A 15,620-nucleotide genomic window follows, 5' to 3' on the forward strand; every position below is an offset into this window, starting at 1 on the left:
CGGACCATCGGGAGAACCGAATAGGTGATCTTCGGCGGGGCCGGTCCCGGCTTCCCGGGACCCGGCGGGTGGTGAACTAGGCTCGACGCGTTCCCGACCGCGGCCGCGGCGGGCTCGTACGTGCAGTTGGGACGGGAGTGTGCCCCGTGACGGAGCGGGCGGTGGAGACCGGCGGCGAAGTGGTGGCGCCCCCGCCCGAGCGGCCGACCGCGACGACCACCCGGGCGGTCCGCCGGATGGCGGCCGGCGGCGCCGCGGCCTTCGTCGGCCGCCGCCGTGAGCTGGAGGAGCTGCGGGCCGACATCGACCGCACCGGCCTCGACACGCTCGCCGGCCGCAAGGCACCGCGCTGCCGGGTGCTGCTCATCGCCGGCCGGCCCGGCTCCGGCCGTACGGAACTGGCCGAGCACCTGGTGGCCCGGCTCGCCGCCGACTACCCGGACGGCGTGCTGCGCGCCCGCCTGACCGAGGCCGACGGGGAGCCCGTCCCCACTGAGCGCACCGCGCGCGCCCTGCTCACCGCCCTCGGCGCGCCCGTGCCCGCGGGCGCCGAGGAGGACGAGCTGACCGAGGCGCTGCGCGCCGCGCTCCAGGGCCGGCGGACCCTGCTGCTCCTGGACGACGCGGCGGGCGCCGAGCAGGTCGAGCCGCTGCTGCCGGACGAGTCCGGCTGCCTGGTCGTCGCCGTCTCGCGCGGCCCGCTGACCGGCGTCCCCGACGTCCGCCCCTGCACCCTCGGCGGCCTCGACACCGCGGCCGCCGTGGAACTGCTGGAGCGCTACGCCGGTCCGACCCGGATCACCTGCGACCCGGTGGCCGCGGCCGCCGTCGTGGAGGAGTGCGGCGGCCAGCCCGCGGCGCTCGTCCTGGTCGGTGGCTGGCTCGCGGCCTGCCCCAAGATGTCGGTGGTCGACGTGGCCAAGCGGCTGCGGGAACTGCCGCCCGCCGACGGGCACGAGAGCGCCGGCCGACCGCTGGCGCGGGCCTTCTGGCTCGCCTACGAGGCGCTGCCGGCGTCCACCGCCCGGATACTGCGCCTGCTGGCACTGGCCCCCGCCGGCCCGGCCGACGCGCACACCACCTCCGCGCTGGCCGGCTGCTCGGTGGCCGCCGCGCAGAGCGCGCTCGACGACTTCACCGCCCGCGGCATGCTGCGCCCCGCGCCCGCCGCGGGGTTCCTCGGCCCGCAGTACCGGGTGCCGGGCTGCCTCGCGCCGATGCTGCGGGCGATGCTGGAGACGCAGGAGCGGCCCGCCGAGATCGAGTTGGCGCGGGCGCGGATGCTGGAGCGGACCGTACGGCAGCTGCACTCGTGCCGGGCCACCACCGAGACGGGTGACCCGCTGACCCGCAGACGGCTGGCGGAACTGCCCAGGCCGCTGCGGTTCCCGACGCCGCTGGCGGCCGAGGAGTGGCTGCGGGGCCGGCTGCCGGCGCTGCTGGCGGCGGCGCGGCTGGCGGTGCGCGACGGCCGCCTCGACACCCTCGCCCGGCGCCTGATCTCCGCGCTCACCCGGGCCCTGACGGCCCATCTGGGCGCCGAGGAGGCCGGGCCGGAGCTCTATGGCCTGCACCAACTCGTCCTGGACGTCGCCCAGCGCTGCGAGATGCCGCTGGAGAAGGCCGCGGCGCTGCTGAACCTCGGCGACCTCGACGCGCGGGCCGGGCGCACGCGCGCCGCGCTGGGCCGCTACCGCGAGGCGCTGGACTCGGCGCGCGAGGCGGCCGACCCGTACGCCATCAGCCGTTCGCTGGAGTCCATCGCCGCCTCCCACCAGGAGCTGGGCGACTGGCAGCGGGCCGCCGACTGGTACGGGCGGGCGCTGGAGTTGCGGCTGACGCGCGGCGAACTCGCCGACGAGGCACGGCTGTACGGGCGGCTGGGCGCCGTGCGCACCTACGCCGGCCAGTGGGGCGAGGCGCTGCGCGACTGGCGGGCCGCGGCCGCCGCCCACCGCCGGCTGCGCGACCAGCCCGGCCACGCACGGGCGCTGAGCGAGATCGCCCGGGTGCAGGAGTACGCGGGCCGGCCGCAGGAGGCGCTGCGGACGTGCCGGGAGGCCCTGGACTGCGCGCGGCAGGCGGGTGACGTCCGGCTGGAGGCGGCGGTGCGGCTGCGGCTCGCGGACACCCTGGAGCGGTTGGGCGACCGGGAGGCGGCCGGGGTGCACCGGGTCCAGGCGGAGCGGCTGCTGGCGGCCGGCGGGGGCGCGGCGGGCATATCCGTCGGCGGCAGCGGATCCGCGGACGGCCCCCCGCCACCGGATGCGGGGGGCGAGCCTTCACCCACCGAGGGTTACCTACGAAATCAGTAGCTGATCGCTTGAAGATTATTGCTTTGCAAGGCTAGACAGCGCGAGATCCTTCATTAGACTGGTTAGGCCGCGATCGCCGCGGTCTGCTCTGGTGTGCCCCGGCATTTCCGGATTAGCCTGTCATTCTCTGATTCAAGGACCGTGATCGACGTGAAGGTCGGCATCCCCAGCGAGGTCAAGAACAACGAGTTCCGCGTGGCCATCACGCCCGCCGGCGTGCATGAGCTCGTGCGCAACGGCCACCAGGTCTTCGTGCAGAAGGACGCCGGTGTCGGCTCCTCCATCACGGACGCCGAGTACACGGCCGCGGGTGCGAACATCCTGGAGACGGCCGACGAGGTCTGGGAGACCGCCGACCTGCTGCTGAAGGTCAAGGAGCCGATCGCCGAGGAGTACGGCCGCCTCCGCAAGGGCCAGACGCTCTTCACCTACCTGCACCTCGCCGCCTCCCGCGAGTGCACCGACGCGCTGCTGGAGTCGGGCACCACCGCCATCGCGTACGAGACCGTGGAGCTCGCCAACCGCGCGCTGCCGCTGCTCGCCCCGATGTCCGAGGTCGCGGGCCGGCTGGCCCCGCAGGTCGGCGCCTACCACCTGATGCGCTCGGCCGGTGGCCGCGGCGTCCTGCCGGGCGGCGTCCCGGGCACCGCGGCCGGCAAGGCCGTCGTCATCGGCGGTGGCGTCTCCGGCTGGAACGCCGCGCAGATCGCCGTCGGCATGGGCTTCCACGTGACCCTGCTCGACCGTGACATCAACAAGCTCCGCGAGGCCGACAAGGTCTTCGGCACCAAGGTGCAGACGATCGTCTCCAACGCCTACGAGCTGGAGAAGGCCGTCGTCGAGGCCGACCTGGTCATCGGCGCCGTCCTCATCCCGGGCGCCAAGGCCCCCAAGCTGGTCACCAACGAGCTCGTCGCCAAGATGAAGCCCGGAAGTGTACTTGTCGACATTGCGATCGACCAGGGCGGCTGCTTCGAGGACTCCAAGCCGACCACCCACGCGGACCCGACCTTCCAGGTCCACGACTCGGTCTTCTACTGCGTCGCGAACATGCCGGGCGCGGTGCCGAACACCTCCACCTACGCGCTGACCAACGCCACGCTGCCCTACATCGTGGAGCTGGCCAACCGCGGCTGGCAGGACGCGCTGCGCCGCGACGCCGCGCTCGCCAAGGGTCTCAACACCCACGAGGGACAGGTCGTTTACGGCCCCGTCGCCGAGGCGCACGGCCTGCCGCACGTCGAACTGAGCGACCTCCTCGGCTGAGTCGTCAACACAACACGCCAAGAACGCACACCCGGCCGGGCCTTGCTGAGCAAGGCCCGGCCGGTCCGTTTCGGGCGGGTTTCGCAGTCGAAACCGGGCCCCGCGAAACTTCCGGGTTGTAGGTCGTACACCCTTGACAGAAGGGTGTTCGATTGCCGACACATCGTGCCGTCTCCGGCGGATTGTGTTGCTGCGGACCGCCGACACGCCATAGAGTCGCCAACCGTCGGCATGGTGCAACGCTGACCTATCTAGATGTTTCCTGGTCACCAAGGAGGTAGGACGACTTGTGAATGAGTCGACATTTGCTCCCGGGGGTGGTCACCCAGGAATGTCCGCGCAGGGCCAGAGTCCCGTGGGACTCCAAGCTGTCGGCTCCGTCGCTGTCCACACCTTCGCGGCACACCAGAGCATCCAGAGCACGCAGAGAGCACAGAGCACACCGACAGCCCACCAGAGCATGGACGGCCATCACGTGAACGCCATGGCCGGCGACCGCGGCGGAGCGGATTCCGCCCGGCTCGCCGACTACGAGGACGTGCCCGAGGGGCACTTCTACGACCCTGACGCGGAGTACGAGCCCGACCCCGAGTACGCGGCCACTCTCGCGCCCGACGCTGCCCGGCAGCGCCGCGAGCGCATCGGCCCGACCGGGCGTCCGCTGCCGTACTTCCCCATCCCCGGACCGCTGACCGACCACGGCCCCGCGAAAATCATCGCGATGTGCAACCAGAAGGGCGGGGTCGGCAAGACCACCTCGACCATCAACCTGGGTGCCGCGCTCGCGGAGTACGGCCGCCGGGTGCTGCTCGTCGACTTCGACCCGCAGGGCGCGCTCTCCGTCGGCCTCGGCGTCAATCCGATGGAGCTCGACCTGACGGTCTACAACCTGCTCATGGAGCGGGGCATGTCGGCCGACGAGGTCCTCCTGAAGACCGCCGTGCCCAACATGGACCTGCTGCCCAGCAATATCGATTTGTCAGCGGCCGAGGTCCAGCTCGTCAGCGAGGTCGCGCGCGAGTCGACGCTCCAGCGCGCCCTCAAGCCGCTGCTGGCGGACTACGACTACATCGTCATCGACTGCCAGCCCTCGCTCGGCCTGCTCACCGTCAACGCCCTGACGGCCGCTCACAAGGTGATCGTGCCGCTGGAATGCGAGTTCTTCGCGCTGCGCGGTGTGGCCCTGCTGACCGAGACGATCGAGAAGGTCCAGGAGCGGCTCAACCCCGAGCTGGAGCTCGACGGCATCCTCGCCACGATGTACGACTCGCGGACCGTGCACAGCCGTGAGGTCCTCGCGCGCGTGGTCGAGGCGTTCGACGACCACGTCTACCACACGGTCATCGGCCGTACGGTCCGCTTCCCCGAGACCACGGTCGCGGGCGAGCCCATCACCACGTACGCCTCCAACTCCGTCGGCGCCGCCGCCTATCGTCAGCTCGCCAGGGAGGTGCTCGCCCGGTGTCACGCCGAGTGAGTCTGCCCGGCGCCGACGAACTGTTCCGCACCACCGGGGGGACCGGGCTCCAGCCCTCCTCCCCCCGCCGGCAGGCGAACGGCGACGCGGCCCCGCGGGTGCCCGGCCCGGCCGGCGAGTCCGACTCCACCCCGGAGAACGGCGCCGGGGCGGGCCAGGCGGAGCACGGCGGCCGCGGCGGAGCCGGCACCGGGGAGCCCGCCGGTGAGCGGCGCCCCGCCGCCGCGGCGCAGGACCGCCCCACGACCGGCCGGGTCGAGCCCGCCGCCCCCGCCCAGGGTCGCCGCCGCGGCCGCGCCGCCAACCGCCGGCCCAGCGGCCGGGAGCGCCACGACGAGAAGATCACCGTCTATGTCTCCGCCGAGGAGCTCATGGACCTCGAACACGCCCGGCTGGTGCTGCGCGGCGAGCACGGCCTCGCGGTCGACCGCGGCCGCATCGTGCGCGAAGCCGTCGCGGTGGTCCTCGCGGACCTGGAGTCGCGCGGCGACGCGAGCATCCTCGTGAGGCGCCTGCGCGGCCGCTGAGCGGCTTCGCCGGTAGCCTGCCACCTCCAGACACGGACGAGAGCCCGGCGGGTTCCCAGCGGCCCGCACGGGCCCGCGAGGGGGCCGCGCGCCCGCAGCGGCCCGTCCGTAACGCCCCGCACCATGGACAGCGACCGACACTGATGCCCGTCACGCCCGCAGCCACCGCCCCGCAGGCCGCCCGCCGATCCCTCGGCCACGGCCCCGGCGGGCGGCCGCCCGCCGACGGCGAGGGCGGCGGCGCGGGCCCGGCGGAGGGCGACGGCAGGTTCACCGTCCGGCTCGACAACTTCGAGGGCCCCTTCGATCTGCTGCTCCAGCTGATCTCCCGGCACAAGCTGGACGTCACCGAGGTCGCCCTGTCGAAGGTCACCGACGAGTTCATGGCGCACATCCGCGCCATGGGCGCCGACTGGGACCTCGACCAGGCCACCGAGTTCCTCGTCGTCGCGGCCACCCTCCTGGACCTCAAGACGGCACGGCTGCTGCCCGCCGCCGAGGTCGAGGACGAGGCGGACCTCGCCCTGCTGGAGGCCCGGGACCTGCTCTTCGCGCGGCTCCTCCAGTACCGCGCCTACAAGAAGATCGCGGACATCTTCGGCGAGCGGCTGGCGGCCGAGGAGCGCAGGCACCCGCGCACCGTCGGCCTGGAGCCCCACCACGCCGAGCTGCTGCCCGAGGTCGTCCTCGGCATAGGCCCGCGCGGCCTCGCGGAGCTGGCCGTCAAGGCGATGCGGCCCCGGGCCGAGCCCGAGGTGTACACCGAGCACATCCACGCCCCGCTGGTCAGCGTCCAGGAACAGGCCGAGGTCGTGGTGGCCGTGCTGCGCGAGGCCGGGCAGGCCACCTTCGCCGAGCTCGCCCGGGACGCCCCCGACACCCTGACCGTCGTGGCGCGCTTCCTGGCCCTGCTGGAGCTCTACCGCGAGCGCGCGGTCGCCCTGGACCAGGAGCGGGCGCTGGGCGAGCTGACGGTCCGCTGGACCGGCGCGGAGGACGCCCGGCCGGTGGTGACCGACGAGTTCGACCGCGAGACGGCACCGCCCGACGAGACCGGCGGGGCCCGAGAGACGACCCAGGAGACCGCATGAGCGACGTGGACATGGCCGACGAGGGCACGGTCGCCCCGCCCGCCGGGCTGCGGGACGTGACCGGGCTCGCCCTCAAGCCCGCCCTGGAGGCCGTCCTCATGGTCGTCGACGAGCCCGCGGCCGAGGAATACCTCGCCCGCGTCCTCCAGCGGCCCCGCCGCGAGGTCGCGGAGGCGCTGCGCGAGCTGGCCGAGGAGTACACCGCCCAGGGCCGCGGCTTCGAGCTGCGCGACGTCGCCGGCGGCTGGCGCTTCGCCACCCGCCCGGAGTACGCCGACGCCGTCGAGAGCTTCGTCCTGGACGGCCGGCAGGCCCGGCTGACCCAGGCCGCGCTGGAGACCCTGGCCGTCGTCGCGTACCGTCAGCCGGTCAGCCGTTCGCGGGTCTCCGCCGTACGCGGGGTGAACTGCGACGGCGTCATGCGCACCCTCCTCCAGCGCGGTCTGGTGGAGGAGACGGGGACGGAACCCGAAACAGGTGCGATCCTGTACAGGACGACGAATTACTTTCTGGAGCGAATGGGCCTGCGCGGCTTGGACGAGCTCCCGGAGCTGGCGCCCTTCCTCCCCGAGGCGGAAGCGATCGAGGGCGACACTCAAGAAGGTGTGCCGTCGTTCGATCCGGACGCACCGGACACCGACGCAGACGACAAGACGGAATTTTGATGCGAAGCAGCGGCAGGAACAGCGGAAGCGGCAACCGGGACGAGCGGGGCGGGCGAGCAGGGTCTCCCCGGCCCTCGTCCGGGGGCGGGCGCGCCGGCGGCGGCCGCTCCGGCGGCGGGCGCCCCGAGGGCGGCCGCTCCGGCGGTGGACGCTCCGGGGGCAGCGGCGGCGGTTACGGCGGCGGGCGCCCCGGCGCCGGCCGCTCCGACGGCGGGCGCTCCGGCGGCGGCCGTTCCGAGGGCGGCCGCTACGACAGCGACCGCTCCGGAGCCCGGCGCGACGACAAGCAGCAGGAGCAGCGTCCGCGCCGCCCCCGCCCGGAGGAGCGCCGTTACGACGTCGGCAACGACGCCCCCGAGAACCGCGGCGCCCGTGGCGCGACGGCCCGCGGCGGCGCCAAGGGCGGCCCCCGCAAGAGCCCCACGGCCGGCTCCGGCGGCCGGACCAGCGGCCCCGCGCGCGGCCACGGGTCCGTCCCGTCCCGCCCGCGCGAGCTCGACGCCAAGATCGAGGAGCGCAACCGCGAGCGGCACAACAAGCCGCAGGTGAAGACCCCCAAGACCTTCCCCGGCGCCGAGCAGGAGGGTGAGCGCCTGCAGAAGGTGCTGGCCCGGGCCGGCATGGGCTCGCGGCGCGCCTGCGAAGAGCTGATCGAGATGTCCCGCGTCGAGGTCAACGGCGAGATCGTCACCGAGCAGGGCATGCGCGTGGACCCGGAGAAGGACGAGATCAAGGTCGACGGCCTGACGGTCGCCACCCAGTCGTACCTCTTCTTCGCGCTCAACAAGCCGGCCGGTGTCGTCTCCACCATGGAGGACCCCGACGGCCGCCAGTGCCTCGGCGACTACGTCACCAACCGCGAGACCCGGCTCTTCCACGTCGGCCGTCTCGACACGGAGACCGAGGGCATCATCCTGCTCACCAACCACGGTGAGCTGGCCCACCGCCTCACCCACCCCAAGTACGGCGTCAAGAAGACGTACCTGGCGGCCATCACGGGCCCGCTGCCGCGCGACATCGGCAAGCAGCTCAAGAGCGGCATCGAGCTGGAGGACGGCTGGGCCCGCGCGGACAACTTCCGCGTCATCCAGCAGACCGGCAAGAACTACCTGGTCGAGGTCACCCTCCACGAGGGCCGCAAGCACATCGTGCGCCGCATGCTCGCCGAGGCCGGCTTCCCGGTCGAGAAGCTGGTCCGCACCAGCTTCGGACCCATCCCCCTGGGCGACCAGAAGTCCGGCTGGCTGCGCCGCCTGACCAACACCGAGGTCGGCATGCTGATGCGCGAGGTCGATCTCTAAACCGTCGATCTCCAAATCCCCGCGACCCGGCGTACCCGCAGCTGAAATGCTTGATCCATGACAGACATGGAGATACGAGCGGCCCGGCTGCGGGACGCCGGACTGCCGACGGAGGACCTGTCGCCCGTGCTCGCCGAGCAGGGGCACCCGCTGGTCTTCGCGACCGTTTCCGGCGCCCATCTGTACGGCTTCCCCTCCCGCGACTCGGACGTGGACCTGCGCGGTGCCCACCTGCTGCCGCTGGACGATCTGATCGGGCTCCGGGAAGGGGAGGAGACCCAGTCCCTGACGGGGCCGCGCGACGGCGTCGAGATGGACCTCGTCACGCACGACCTGCGGAAGTTCGCGCGGATGATGCTGCGCCGCAACGGCTACGTCCTGGAGCAGCTGCTCTCGCCGCTGGTGGTCCGCACCGGCGACACCCACGCAGAGCTGATCGCCCTGGCGCCCGGCGTGCTGACCCGCAACCACGCCCACCACTACCGCGGTTTCGCCGCCACCCAGTGGCGCCTGTTCGAGAAACAGCGCGAGCTGAAGCCGCTGCTCTACACCCTGCGCGTGCTGCTCACCGGCATCCACCTCATGCGCAGCGGCGAGATCCAGGCCCACCTGCCGACCCTGCTGTCCCTGGTGCCCGCGCCCGGCTACGCCACCGAGCTGATCGAGGCGAAGGCGGAGGCCGAGCACGGCGAGGCCCACGGCGTGGTGGACGACGCCCGGCTGCGGGCCGACATCGAGGCGCTGCACGCCGAGCTCGACGCGGCACAGGAGGCGTCCCGGCTGCCGGAGAGCGCATCCTCGTGTGCCCACGATGCCCTGCACGACTTGGTCGTACGGGCGAGGGCCGCGGGCTGAGCCGGGCGGCTCGGCCGTGTCCGGGGCTTCGGCCTGCGGGCCGGCTTTGCCGCCTGCGGCGGCGGGCGCCCTGCGGGCGCGTCCTCAAGCGCCGGACGGGCTTGATCGGGCTGAGCTCAGCCGATGTCAGCCCGTCCGGCGTTCGAGGACACCGCCTCGCAGCGGTGGTGCGCACGACACGGCCCGCAGCCGCCCGCCCGCTCACATGACCCGCCGGACACCCCTAGCCGGCCGAGGCACGCCGCACCCGGACGAGGAAGTCCTCGACCCGGGCGCGATCCGGTTCCGCGGGCAGCGGGGTACCCGCGGCCGCCGCCTCGGTCTCCTCCCACAGCCTCCCCATCCAGGACTCGACCTCGGCCCAGGGCACCTCGCCGCGCTTGACGGCCAGCAGGCGCTCGCGCCGGTCGCCCACGTCGAGGACGAGCCCGCCCGTACGCAGCAGGTCGCGACCGCTGATCAGCAGCCGCAGCAGGTGCATGGCGTGCTTCCAGCGCGGGGCGCCGTGGGTGCGCAGGTCCGCGTCGAGCTTCCTGCGCTGCCCTGTGGCGTATCCGGCGAAGGACTGGTGGACGAGGCGGGAGAGGAACGCCCCGCGCAGGTCGAGCAGTTCCTCGCCGGTGGCGTCGAGGCGCTCGACGAGGGGGGAGTGCAGGCACTCCAGGACGTTGGGGTTGGCCCGCAGGGCCAGTTCGCAGAACCGCTCCAGCTCCCAGGAGAACCGCTCCTCGCCCGGCCCGTCGACATGCGTGGGCGGCTTGGCGAACCCCCAGAACAGCGGCGTGGGCGCGACGTAGACGCCCCGGCGGTCGGTGTCGCTCTCCTCCGTGGCCAGCCCGAAGGCGCGCGAGCCCATCACACAGGAGTAGACCGTGTGCTCGGTCACCAGGGTGTGACCGGGGGACGCGGAGGTGCCGGAGGCGACGGGGACGGCGTGCATGGGGGTGATTGTGACCGCCCGGGGGCGGTCACGTCACCCGGATTCGCCGGGGCCCGTGGCGCCGCCGGCCTCAGGACCAGACGGCCAGGCCCGTCGCACGGCCCTCCTCGTCGCGCTGGACCTCCATCATCCCCTCGACCGCGTCCCGGTTGATCCGCCCGAACACGTGCGGGAACAGCGTCCCCGGAGCGACGCCCGGCGGTGGCTCCGGCGCGGCCGCCTCCCACCGGACCATGACGTCCAGCTTGTGCTCGTCGATCAGCAGCACCATCAGCGGGCCGGGCGTCCCGCGGTAGAAGGCGCTCGCCACCGCGAGCGTGGTCTCCTCGTCGGGCGAGCAGTGCACGAAGCCCTCGTCGGAGAGGGAGGCGGGGGAGTACGGGCGGTCGGGCACGGCCAGCCAGTCGTCCAGGGGCACCACGTGGTAGATCATGTGCACGGTTGTACCGGACGCGGGGCCGCCAGTCCCGCAGGGGCGGCGGCGAACCGGCCGGAACGGCCGGCGGACGGGCTGGCTAGGCTGGACCGGCACGCACGGCGGTGCGGTCCGCGGCCGCGTCGCCGAACCGTACGCCCGTCCGTCCCGTCATGATCATCCCGGCGCCGCGGCCGCCCCTCGCAAGGACATCGCCAGTGAGAACCGCCCTCGTCATCGGTACCGGACTGATCGGCACCTCGGCCGCGCTCGCCCTCGCCGGCCGCGGCGTCCACGTCCACCTCATGGACCACGACCCCGCGCAGGCCCGCACGGCCGCCGCTCTCGGCGCCGGCACCGACCAAGCCCCCGAGGGCCCCGTCGACCTCGCCATCGTGGCCGTGCCGCCCGCGCATGTCGCGACCACCCTCGCCGAGGCCATCCGCGGCGGCCTCGCCCGCGGCTACCTCGACGTCGCCAGCGTCAAGGGCGGCCCGCGCCGCGAGCTGGAGGCGCTCGGCTGCGACCTCACCGCCTACCTCGGTACGCACCCCATGGCCGGCCGGGAGCGCTCCGGGCCGCTGGCGGCCGGCGCCGACCTCTTCGAGGGCCGCCCCTGGGTGCTCACCCCCACCCGCGACACCGACACCGAGGTCCTCAACCTCGCGCTCGAACTGGTCGCCCTGTGCCGTGCCGTGCCCGTCGTCATGGACGCCGACGCCCACGACCGGGCCGTCGCCCTCGTCTCGCACACCCCGCAGCTGGTCTCCAGCATGGTGGCCGCCCGCCTCCGGGACGCGGACGAGACGGCCGTACGGCTGTGCGGCCAGGGCATCCGCGATGTGACCCGCATCGCCGCCTCCGACCCCCGGATGTGGATCGACATCCTCTCCGCCAACCCCGGACCCGTCGCCGACGTCCTCTCCGCCGTCGCCGCCGACCTCGACGAGACGGTACGGGCGCTGCGCGCCCTGGACTCCGGCGACGACGACAAGCGCGAGGAGGGCGCCACCGGCATCGAGGACGTCCTGCGCCGCGGCAACGCCGGCCGGACCCGGGTGCCGGGCAAGCACGGCGCGGCCCCGGCGGTCTACGAGACGGTGACCGTCATGATCGGCGACCAGCCGGGCGAGCTGGCGCGGATCTTCGCCGACGCCGGCCGGGCCGGCGTCAACATCGAGGACGTGCGCATCGAGCACGCCACCGGCCAGCAGGCGGGCCTGATCCAGCTGATGATCGAGCCGGCGGCCGTGCCGGGCCTGGTCACGACCCTGCGGGAGCGGGGCTGGTCGATCCGGCAGTAGGCCCGGCGTAAGGACCGGTGGTGAGCCAGTAACCTTGTCTGAGGCCGGACAGGGGCCCGACAGGGACCGTGCCGCCGAAAATCTCCCCGCCACGCGCAAGGAAGGTGTCTGACACCGTGGACAGTGCCGCCAACGCCGCCAATGCCGCAACCGCCACCCGGAAGGTACCGGCAGCGGTCGTCGTGGGCATCGACGGGCCTTCGGGCACCGGCAAGTCCAGCACCTCCAAGGCCGTGGCCGCCAAGCTCGGACTGCGCTACCTGGACACCGGGGCGCAGTACCGGGCGATCACCTGGTGGATGCTGAGCAACGGCATCGACGTCGATGACGCCGACGCCGTGGCCGACGCCGCCGGCAAGCCCGAGATCGTCTCCGGCACGGACCCGTCCGCGCCGACGATCTCGGTCGACGGCGCCGACGCCGCGGCGCCCATCCGTACCCAGGAGGTCACCTCCGCGGTCAGCGCCGTCAGCGCGGTGCCCGAGGTGCGGACCCGGCTGACCGAGCTCCAGCGCGCCATCGCCGCGGAGGCCCCGCTCGGCATCGTCGTCGAGGGCCGCGACATCGGCACCACGGTGCTCCCGGACGCCGACGTCAAGATCTTCCTGACCGCGTCGGCCGAGGCCCGCGCCGCCCGCCGCAGCGGCGAGCTCAAGGGCAAGGAGGCCATCGACCTGGCCGCCACCCAGGCCGCGCTGATCAAGCGGGACGCCGCCGACTCGGGCCGCAAGACCTCGCCGCTGGCCAAGGCGGCCGACGCGGTCGAGGTGGACACCACCGAGCTGACCCTGGACCAGGTCATCGAGTGCGTGGTGACCCTGATCGAGGAGAAGCGCACGGCGATCGAGGAGACGCGGTCGGCGTGAGCGCGTCCGCATCCGGTGCCGCCGTCGGCCGGCGGATCGGCATCGGCCTGATGTACGGGCTGTGGAAGCCGCGTGTGCTGGGCGCCTGGCGGGTGCCCGCCACGGGGCCCGTCATCATGGCCGTCAACCACTCCCACAACCTCGACGGCCCCATGCTGATGGGCACCGCGCCCCGGCCGGTGCACTTCCTGATCAAAAAAGAGGCGTTCGTCGGCCCGCTGGACCCGTTCCTGCGGGGGATCGGCCAGCTGAAGGTCGACCGGAGCACCACCGACCGCACCGCGATCACCGGCGCGCTGGACGTGCTGGCCGCCGGCGGCGCGCTGGGGATCTTCCCCGAGGGCACCCGGGGCGAGGGCGACTTCGCGTCGCTGCGCGCCGGGCTCGCCTACTTCGCCGTACGCTCCGGGGCGCCGATCGTACCGGTGGCGGTGCTCGGCAGCGCCGAGCGCCGGAGCCGGGCGATACGGGCGCTGCCCCCGCTGCGCAGCCGTGTCGACGTGGTCTTCGGCGACGCCTTCGAGGCGGGCGACGGCAGCGGCCGCCGCACCCGCAAGGCGCTGGACGAGGCGACCGTACGCATTCAGGAGCGGCTGAGCACACACCTGGCGGATGCCAGGCGCTTCACCGGCCGCTGAACGAGACTTGAGTAGCGGGCCGTAAGGGTCCGCCGATGACGAAGAACGAGGAACTGACTTCATGAACGACCAGATCCACTCCGGCGACGAGCACGGTGAGCTTGGCGACGCCGAGTACGCGGAGTTCATGGAGCTCGCGGCGCAGGAAGGCTTCGACGCCGAGGAGATCGAGGGCGCGCTGGGCGAGGCCGGGCACGGCCCGCTGCCCGTCCTCGCCGTCGTCGGCCGCCCGAACGTCGGCAAGTCCACGCTGGTGAACCGCATCATCGGCCGCCGCGAGGCTGTCGTCCAGGACATGCCGGGCGTCACCCGCGACCGCGTCACGTACGAGGCCGAGTGGGCCGGCCGCCGCTTCAAGGTCGTCGACACCGGCGGCTGGGAGCAGGACGTCCTCGGCCTCGACGCCTCCGTCGCCGCCCAGGCCGAGTACGCCATCGAGGCCGCCGACGCCGTGGTCTTCGTCGTCGACTCCACGGTCGGCGCCACCGACACCGACGAGGCCGTCGTCAAGCTGCTGCGCCGGGCCGGCAAGCCCGTCGTGCTCTGCGCCAACAAGGTCGACGGCCAGTCCGGCGAGGCCGACGCGGCCGCCCTGTGGTCGCTCGGCCTCGGCATGCCGCACCCGGTCTCCTCGCTGCACGGCCGCGGTACGGGCGACATGCTCGACGCCGTGCTGGAGGCGCTGCCGGAGGCCCCGGCCCAGACCTTCGGCGCCGGCGTCGGCGGTCCGCGCCGCATCGCCCTGATCGGCCGCCCGAACGTCGGCAAGTCCTCCCTGCTGAACAAGGTCGCGGGCGAGGAGCGGGTCGTCGTCAACGAGCTGGCCGGCACCACCCGTGACCCGGTCGACGAGCTGATCGAGCTCGGCGGCGTGACCTGGAAGTTCGTCGACACGGCCGGTATCCGCCGCCGGGTGCACCTCCAGGAGGGCGCCGACTACTACGCCTCCCTGCGCACCGCCGCCGCCGTGGAGAAGGCCGAGGTCGCGGTCATCCTCATCGACGCGAGCGAGTCCATCAGCGTCCAGGACCAGCGGATCATCACCATGGCCGTCGAGGCCGGCCGCGCCATCGTCCTCGCGATGAACAAGTGGGACACCCTCGACGAGGAGCGCCGCTACTACCTCGAGCGCGAGATCGAGACCGAGCTCCAGCAGATCGCGTGGGCGCCCCGGGTCAATGTCTCGGCGCGGACCGGCCGGCACATGGAGCGGCTCGTCCCGGCGATCGAGACGGCCCTGGCGGGCTGGGAGACGCGCGTACCGACCGGGCGGCTGAACGCCTTCCTCGGTGAGCTCGTCGCCGCCCACCCGCACCCGATCCGCGGCGGCAAGCAGCCCCGCATCCTCTTCGGCACCCAGGCGGGCACCAAGCCCCCGCGGTTCGTGCTCTTCGCCTCCGGCTTCATCGAGGCGGGCTACCGCCGCTTCGTCGAGCGCCGCCTGCGCGAGGAGTTCGGCTTCGAGGGAACGCCGATCCACATCTCGGTGCGGGTGCGCGAGAAGCGTTCGCGGAAGAAGTAGCGGGCGAGCGGCCCCGGGCGTCACCGCCCGGGGCCGTCGCTAGAAGCCGCGCATGCGGCCGTCACGCGGAGCGGGCGGCAGCGCGGCGGGCAACTGCCCGCCGCGCTGCCGCCCGTAGTGCGTGTCCCAGCCGGAGTACCCCGACTGGCCCGGATGGCCGGGCTGGCCGAAATGCGTCTGTCCGCCGTACGAGCCGTAGCCGGCCAGCTGCGAACCGAACCCCGCGAAGCTCAGCTCCTCCTCGCCCGTGCGGTCGAAGGGGAGGGCCCGGAACAAGCGGCGGTACTCGGAGTAGAGCGCATCGTAGATCGGGGTCACCGAGGCGGGGTGGCTCTGCGGGGTGGCATCGCGGGATGGGCGCATACCGGGGATGTGATTCGGGTACGGGATCCGGGAGGCGGGCTCGTATGAGTGCACATATGAGCCAACGAGCCCATG

The 15,620-nt window shown here is 73.3% G+C and carries 14 protein-coding genes and 1 pseudogene; 12 read left to right on the plus strand and 3 right to left on the minus strand.

All coding sequences use genetic code 11. The annotated features are described in order from the left end of the window. The first annotated feature begins 146 nt into the window (after positions 1-146). The 8 genes and pseudogenes from ACZ303_RS15435 to ACZ303_RS15470 all read left to right on the plus strand — a co-directional run bounded on the left by ACZ303_RS15435 (position 147) and on the right by ACZ303_RS15470 (position 9,497). Positions 147-2,315: a tetratricopeptide repeat protein gene (locus ACZ303_RS15435; protein ID WP_467339103.1), complete on the plus strand. Its 2,169-nt coding sequence runs from the start codon at positions 147-149 to the stop codon at positions 2,313-2,315. A gap of 150 nt (positions 2,316-2,465) precedes the next feature. Next, positions 2,466-3,581 carry an alanine dehydrogenase gene (gene ald / locus ACZ303_RS15440; RefSeq protein ID WP_467339635.1) on the plus strand — a complete coding sequence of 372 codons (1,116 nt, stop codon included), beginning with the start codon at positions 2,466-2,468 and terminating at the stop codon, positions 3,579-3,581. A 331-nt stretch (positions 3,582-3,912) separates the two neighbouring features. Continuing rightward, entirely contained in the window at positions 3,913-5,058 is a 1,146-nt protein-coding gene (locus ACZ303_RS15445; RefSeq protein ID WP_467339105.1) for a ParA family protein, read from the plus strand. Then, positions 5,043-5,585 (plus strand): hypothetical protein, encoded by a 543-nt coding sequence (locus ACZ303_RS15450; protein ID WP_467339107.1) that lies wholly within the window; start codon positions 5,043-5,045, stop codon positions 5,583-5,585. Before ACZ303_RS15445 ends, ACZ303_RS15450 begins: the two co-directional genes overlap by 16 nt. A 248-nt stretch (positions 5,586-5,833) precedes the next feature. Continuing rightward, a pseudogene (locus tag ACZ303_RS15455) lies at positions 5,834-6,676 on the plus strand (segregation and condensation protein A); the annotation flags it as partial. Then, the gene (gene scpB, locus ACZ303_RS15460) at positions 6,673-7,341 is read left to right on the plus strand and encodes an SMC-Scp complex subunit ScpB (RefSeq protein ID WP_467339109.1); all 669 of its coding nucleotides are present in this window, start codon (positions 6,673-6,675) and stop codon (positions 7,339-7,341) included. The pseudogene ACZ303_RS15455 and the gene scpB, both read left to right, overlap by 4 nt. Next, positions 7,341-8,642 carry a pseudouridine synthase gene (locus tag ACZ303_RS15465; RefSeq protein ID WP_467339111.1) on the plus strand — a complete coding sequence of 434 codons (1,302 nt, stop codon included), beginning with the start codon at positions 7,341-7,343 and terminating at the stop codon, positions 8,640-8,642. Before scpB ends, ACZ303_RS15465 begins: the two co-directional genes overlap by 1 nt. A 66-nt stretch (positions 8,643-8,708) precedes the next feature. Beyond that, positions 8,709-9,497, plus strand: a complete 789-nt coding sequence (locus ACZ303_RS15470) for a nucleotidyltransferase domain-containing protein (protein WP_467339637.1) — start codon at positions 8,709-8,711, stop codon at positions 9,495-9,497. 223 nt (positions 9,498-9,720) lie between these two features. Here ACZ303_RS15470 and ACZ303_RS15475 read toward each other — a convergent pair whose 3' ends face one another. Together ACZ303_RS15475 and ACZ303_RS15480 are read right to left on the minus strand one after the other, a co-directional pair. After that, on the minus strand, positions 9,721-10,437 hold the full coding sequence (locus ACZ303_RS15475) for a nucleotidyltransferase domain-containing protein (protein ID WP_467339112.1): 717 nt from the start codon (positions 10,435-10,437) through the stop codon (positions 9,721-9,723). Positions 10,438-10,507: 70 nt separating this feature from the next. After that, on the minus strand, positions 10,508-10,870 hold the full coding sequence (locus ACZ303_RS15480) for a DUF952 domain-containing protein (protein WP_467339114.1): 363 nt from the start codon (positions 10,868-10,870) through the stop codon (positions 10,508-10,510). Positions 10,871-11,070: 200 nt separating this feature from the next. On the opposite strand from ACZ303_RS15480, the gene ACZ303_RS15485 reads away from it, so the two are divergent. The 4 genes from ACZ303_RS15485 (at position 11,071) to der (ending at position 15,182) form a co-directional block, all read left to right on the plus strand. Further along, positions 11,071-12,156 carry a prephenate dehydrogenase gene (locus ACZ303_RS15485; protein ID WP_467339116.1) on the plus strand — a complete coding sequence of 362 codons (1,086 nt, stop codon included), beginning with the start codon at positions 11,071-11,073 and terminating at the stop codon, positions 12,154-12,156. 116 nt (positions 12,157-12,272) lie between these two features. Beyond that, on the plus strand, positions 12,273-13,022 hold the full coding sequence (gene cmk, locus ACZ303_RS15490) for a (d)CMP kinase (protein ID WP_467339118.1): 750 nt from the start codon (positions 12,273-12,275) through the stop codon (positions 13,020-13,022). Between the two features lie 50 nt (positions 13,023-13,072). Further along, complete coding sequence (locus ACZ303_RS15495) at positions 13,073-13,660, plus strand: lysophospholipid acyltransferase family protein (protein WP_467339638.1); 588 nt, start codon at positions 13,073-13,075, stop codon at positions 13,658-13,660. Between the two features lie 61 nt (positions 13,661-13,721). Continuing rightward, complete coding sequence (der, locus tag ACZ303_RS15500; protein WP_467339119.1) at positions 13,722-15,182, plus strand: ribosome biogenesis GTPase Der; 1,461 nt, start codon at positions 13,722-13,724, stop codon at positions 15,180-15,182. A gap of 39 nt (positions 15,183-15,221) precedes the next feature. On the opposite strand, the gene ACZ303_RS15505 is transcribed toward der, so the two are convergent. After that, on the minus strand, positions 15,222-15,545 hold the full coding sequence (locus tag ACZ303_RS15505; RefSeq protein WP_467339120.1) for a hypothetical protein: 324 nt from the start codon (positions 15,543-15,545) through the stop codon (positions 15,222-15,224). Positions 15,546-15,620 lie beyond the last annotated feature (75 nt).

The sequence above is a fragment of the Streptomyces sp. NPDC023527 genome, assembly GCF_055560115.1.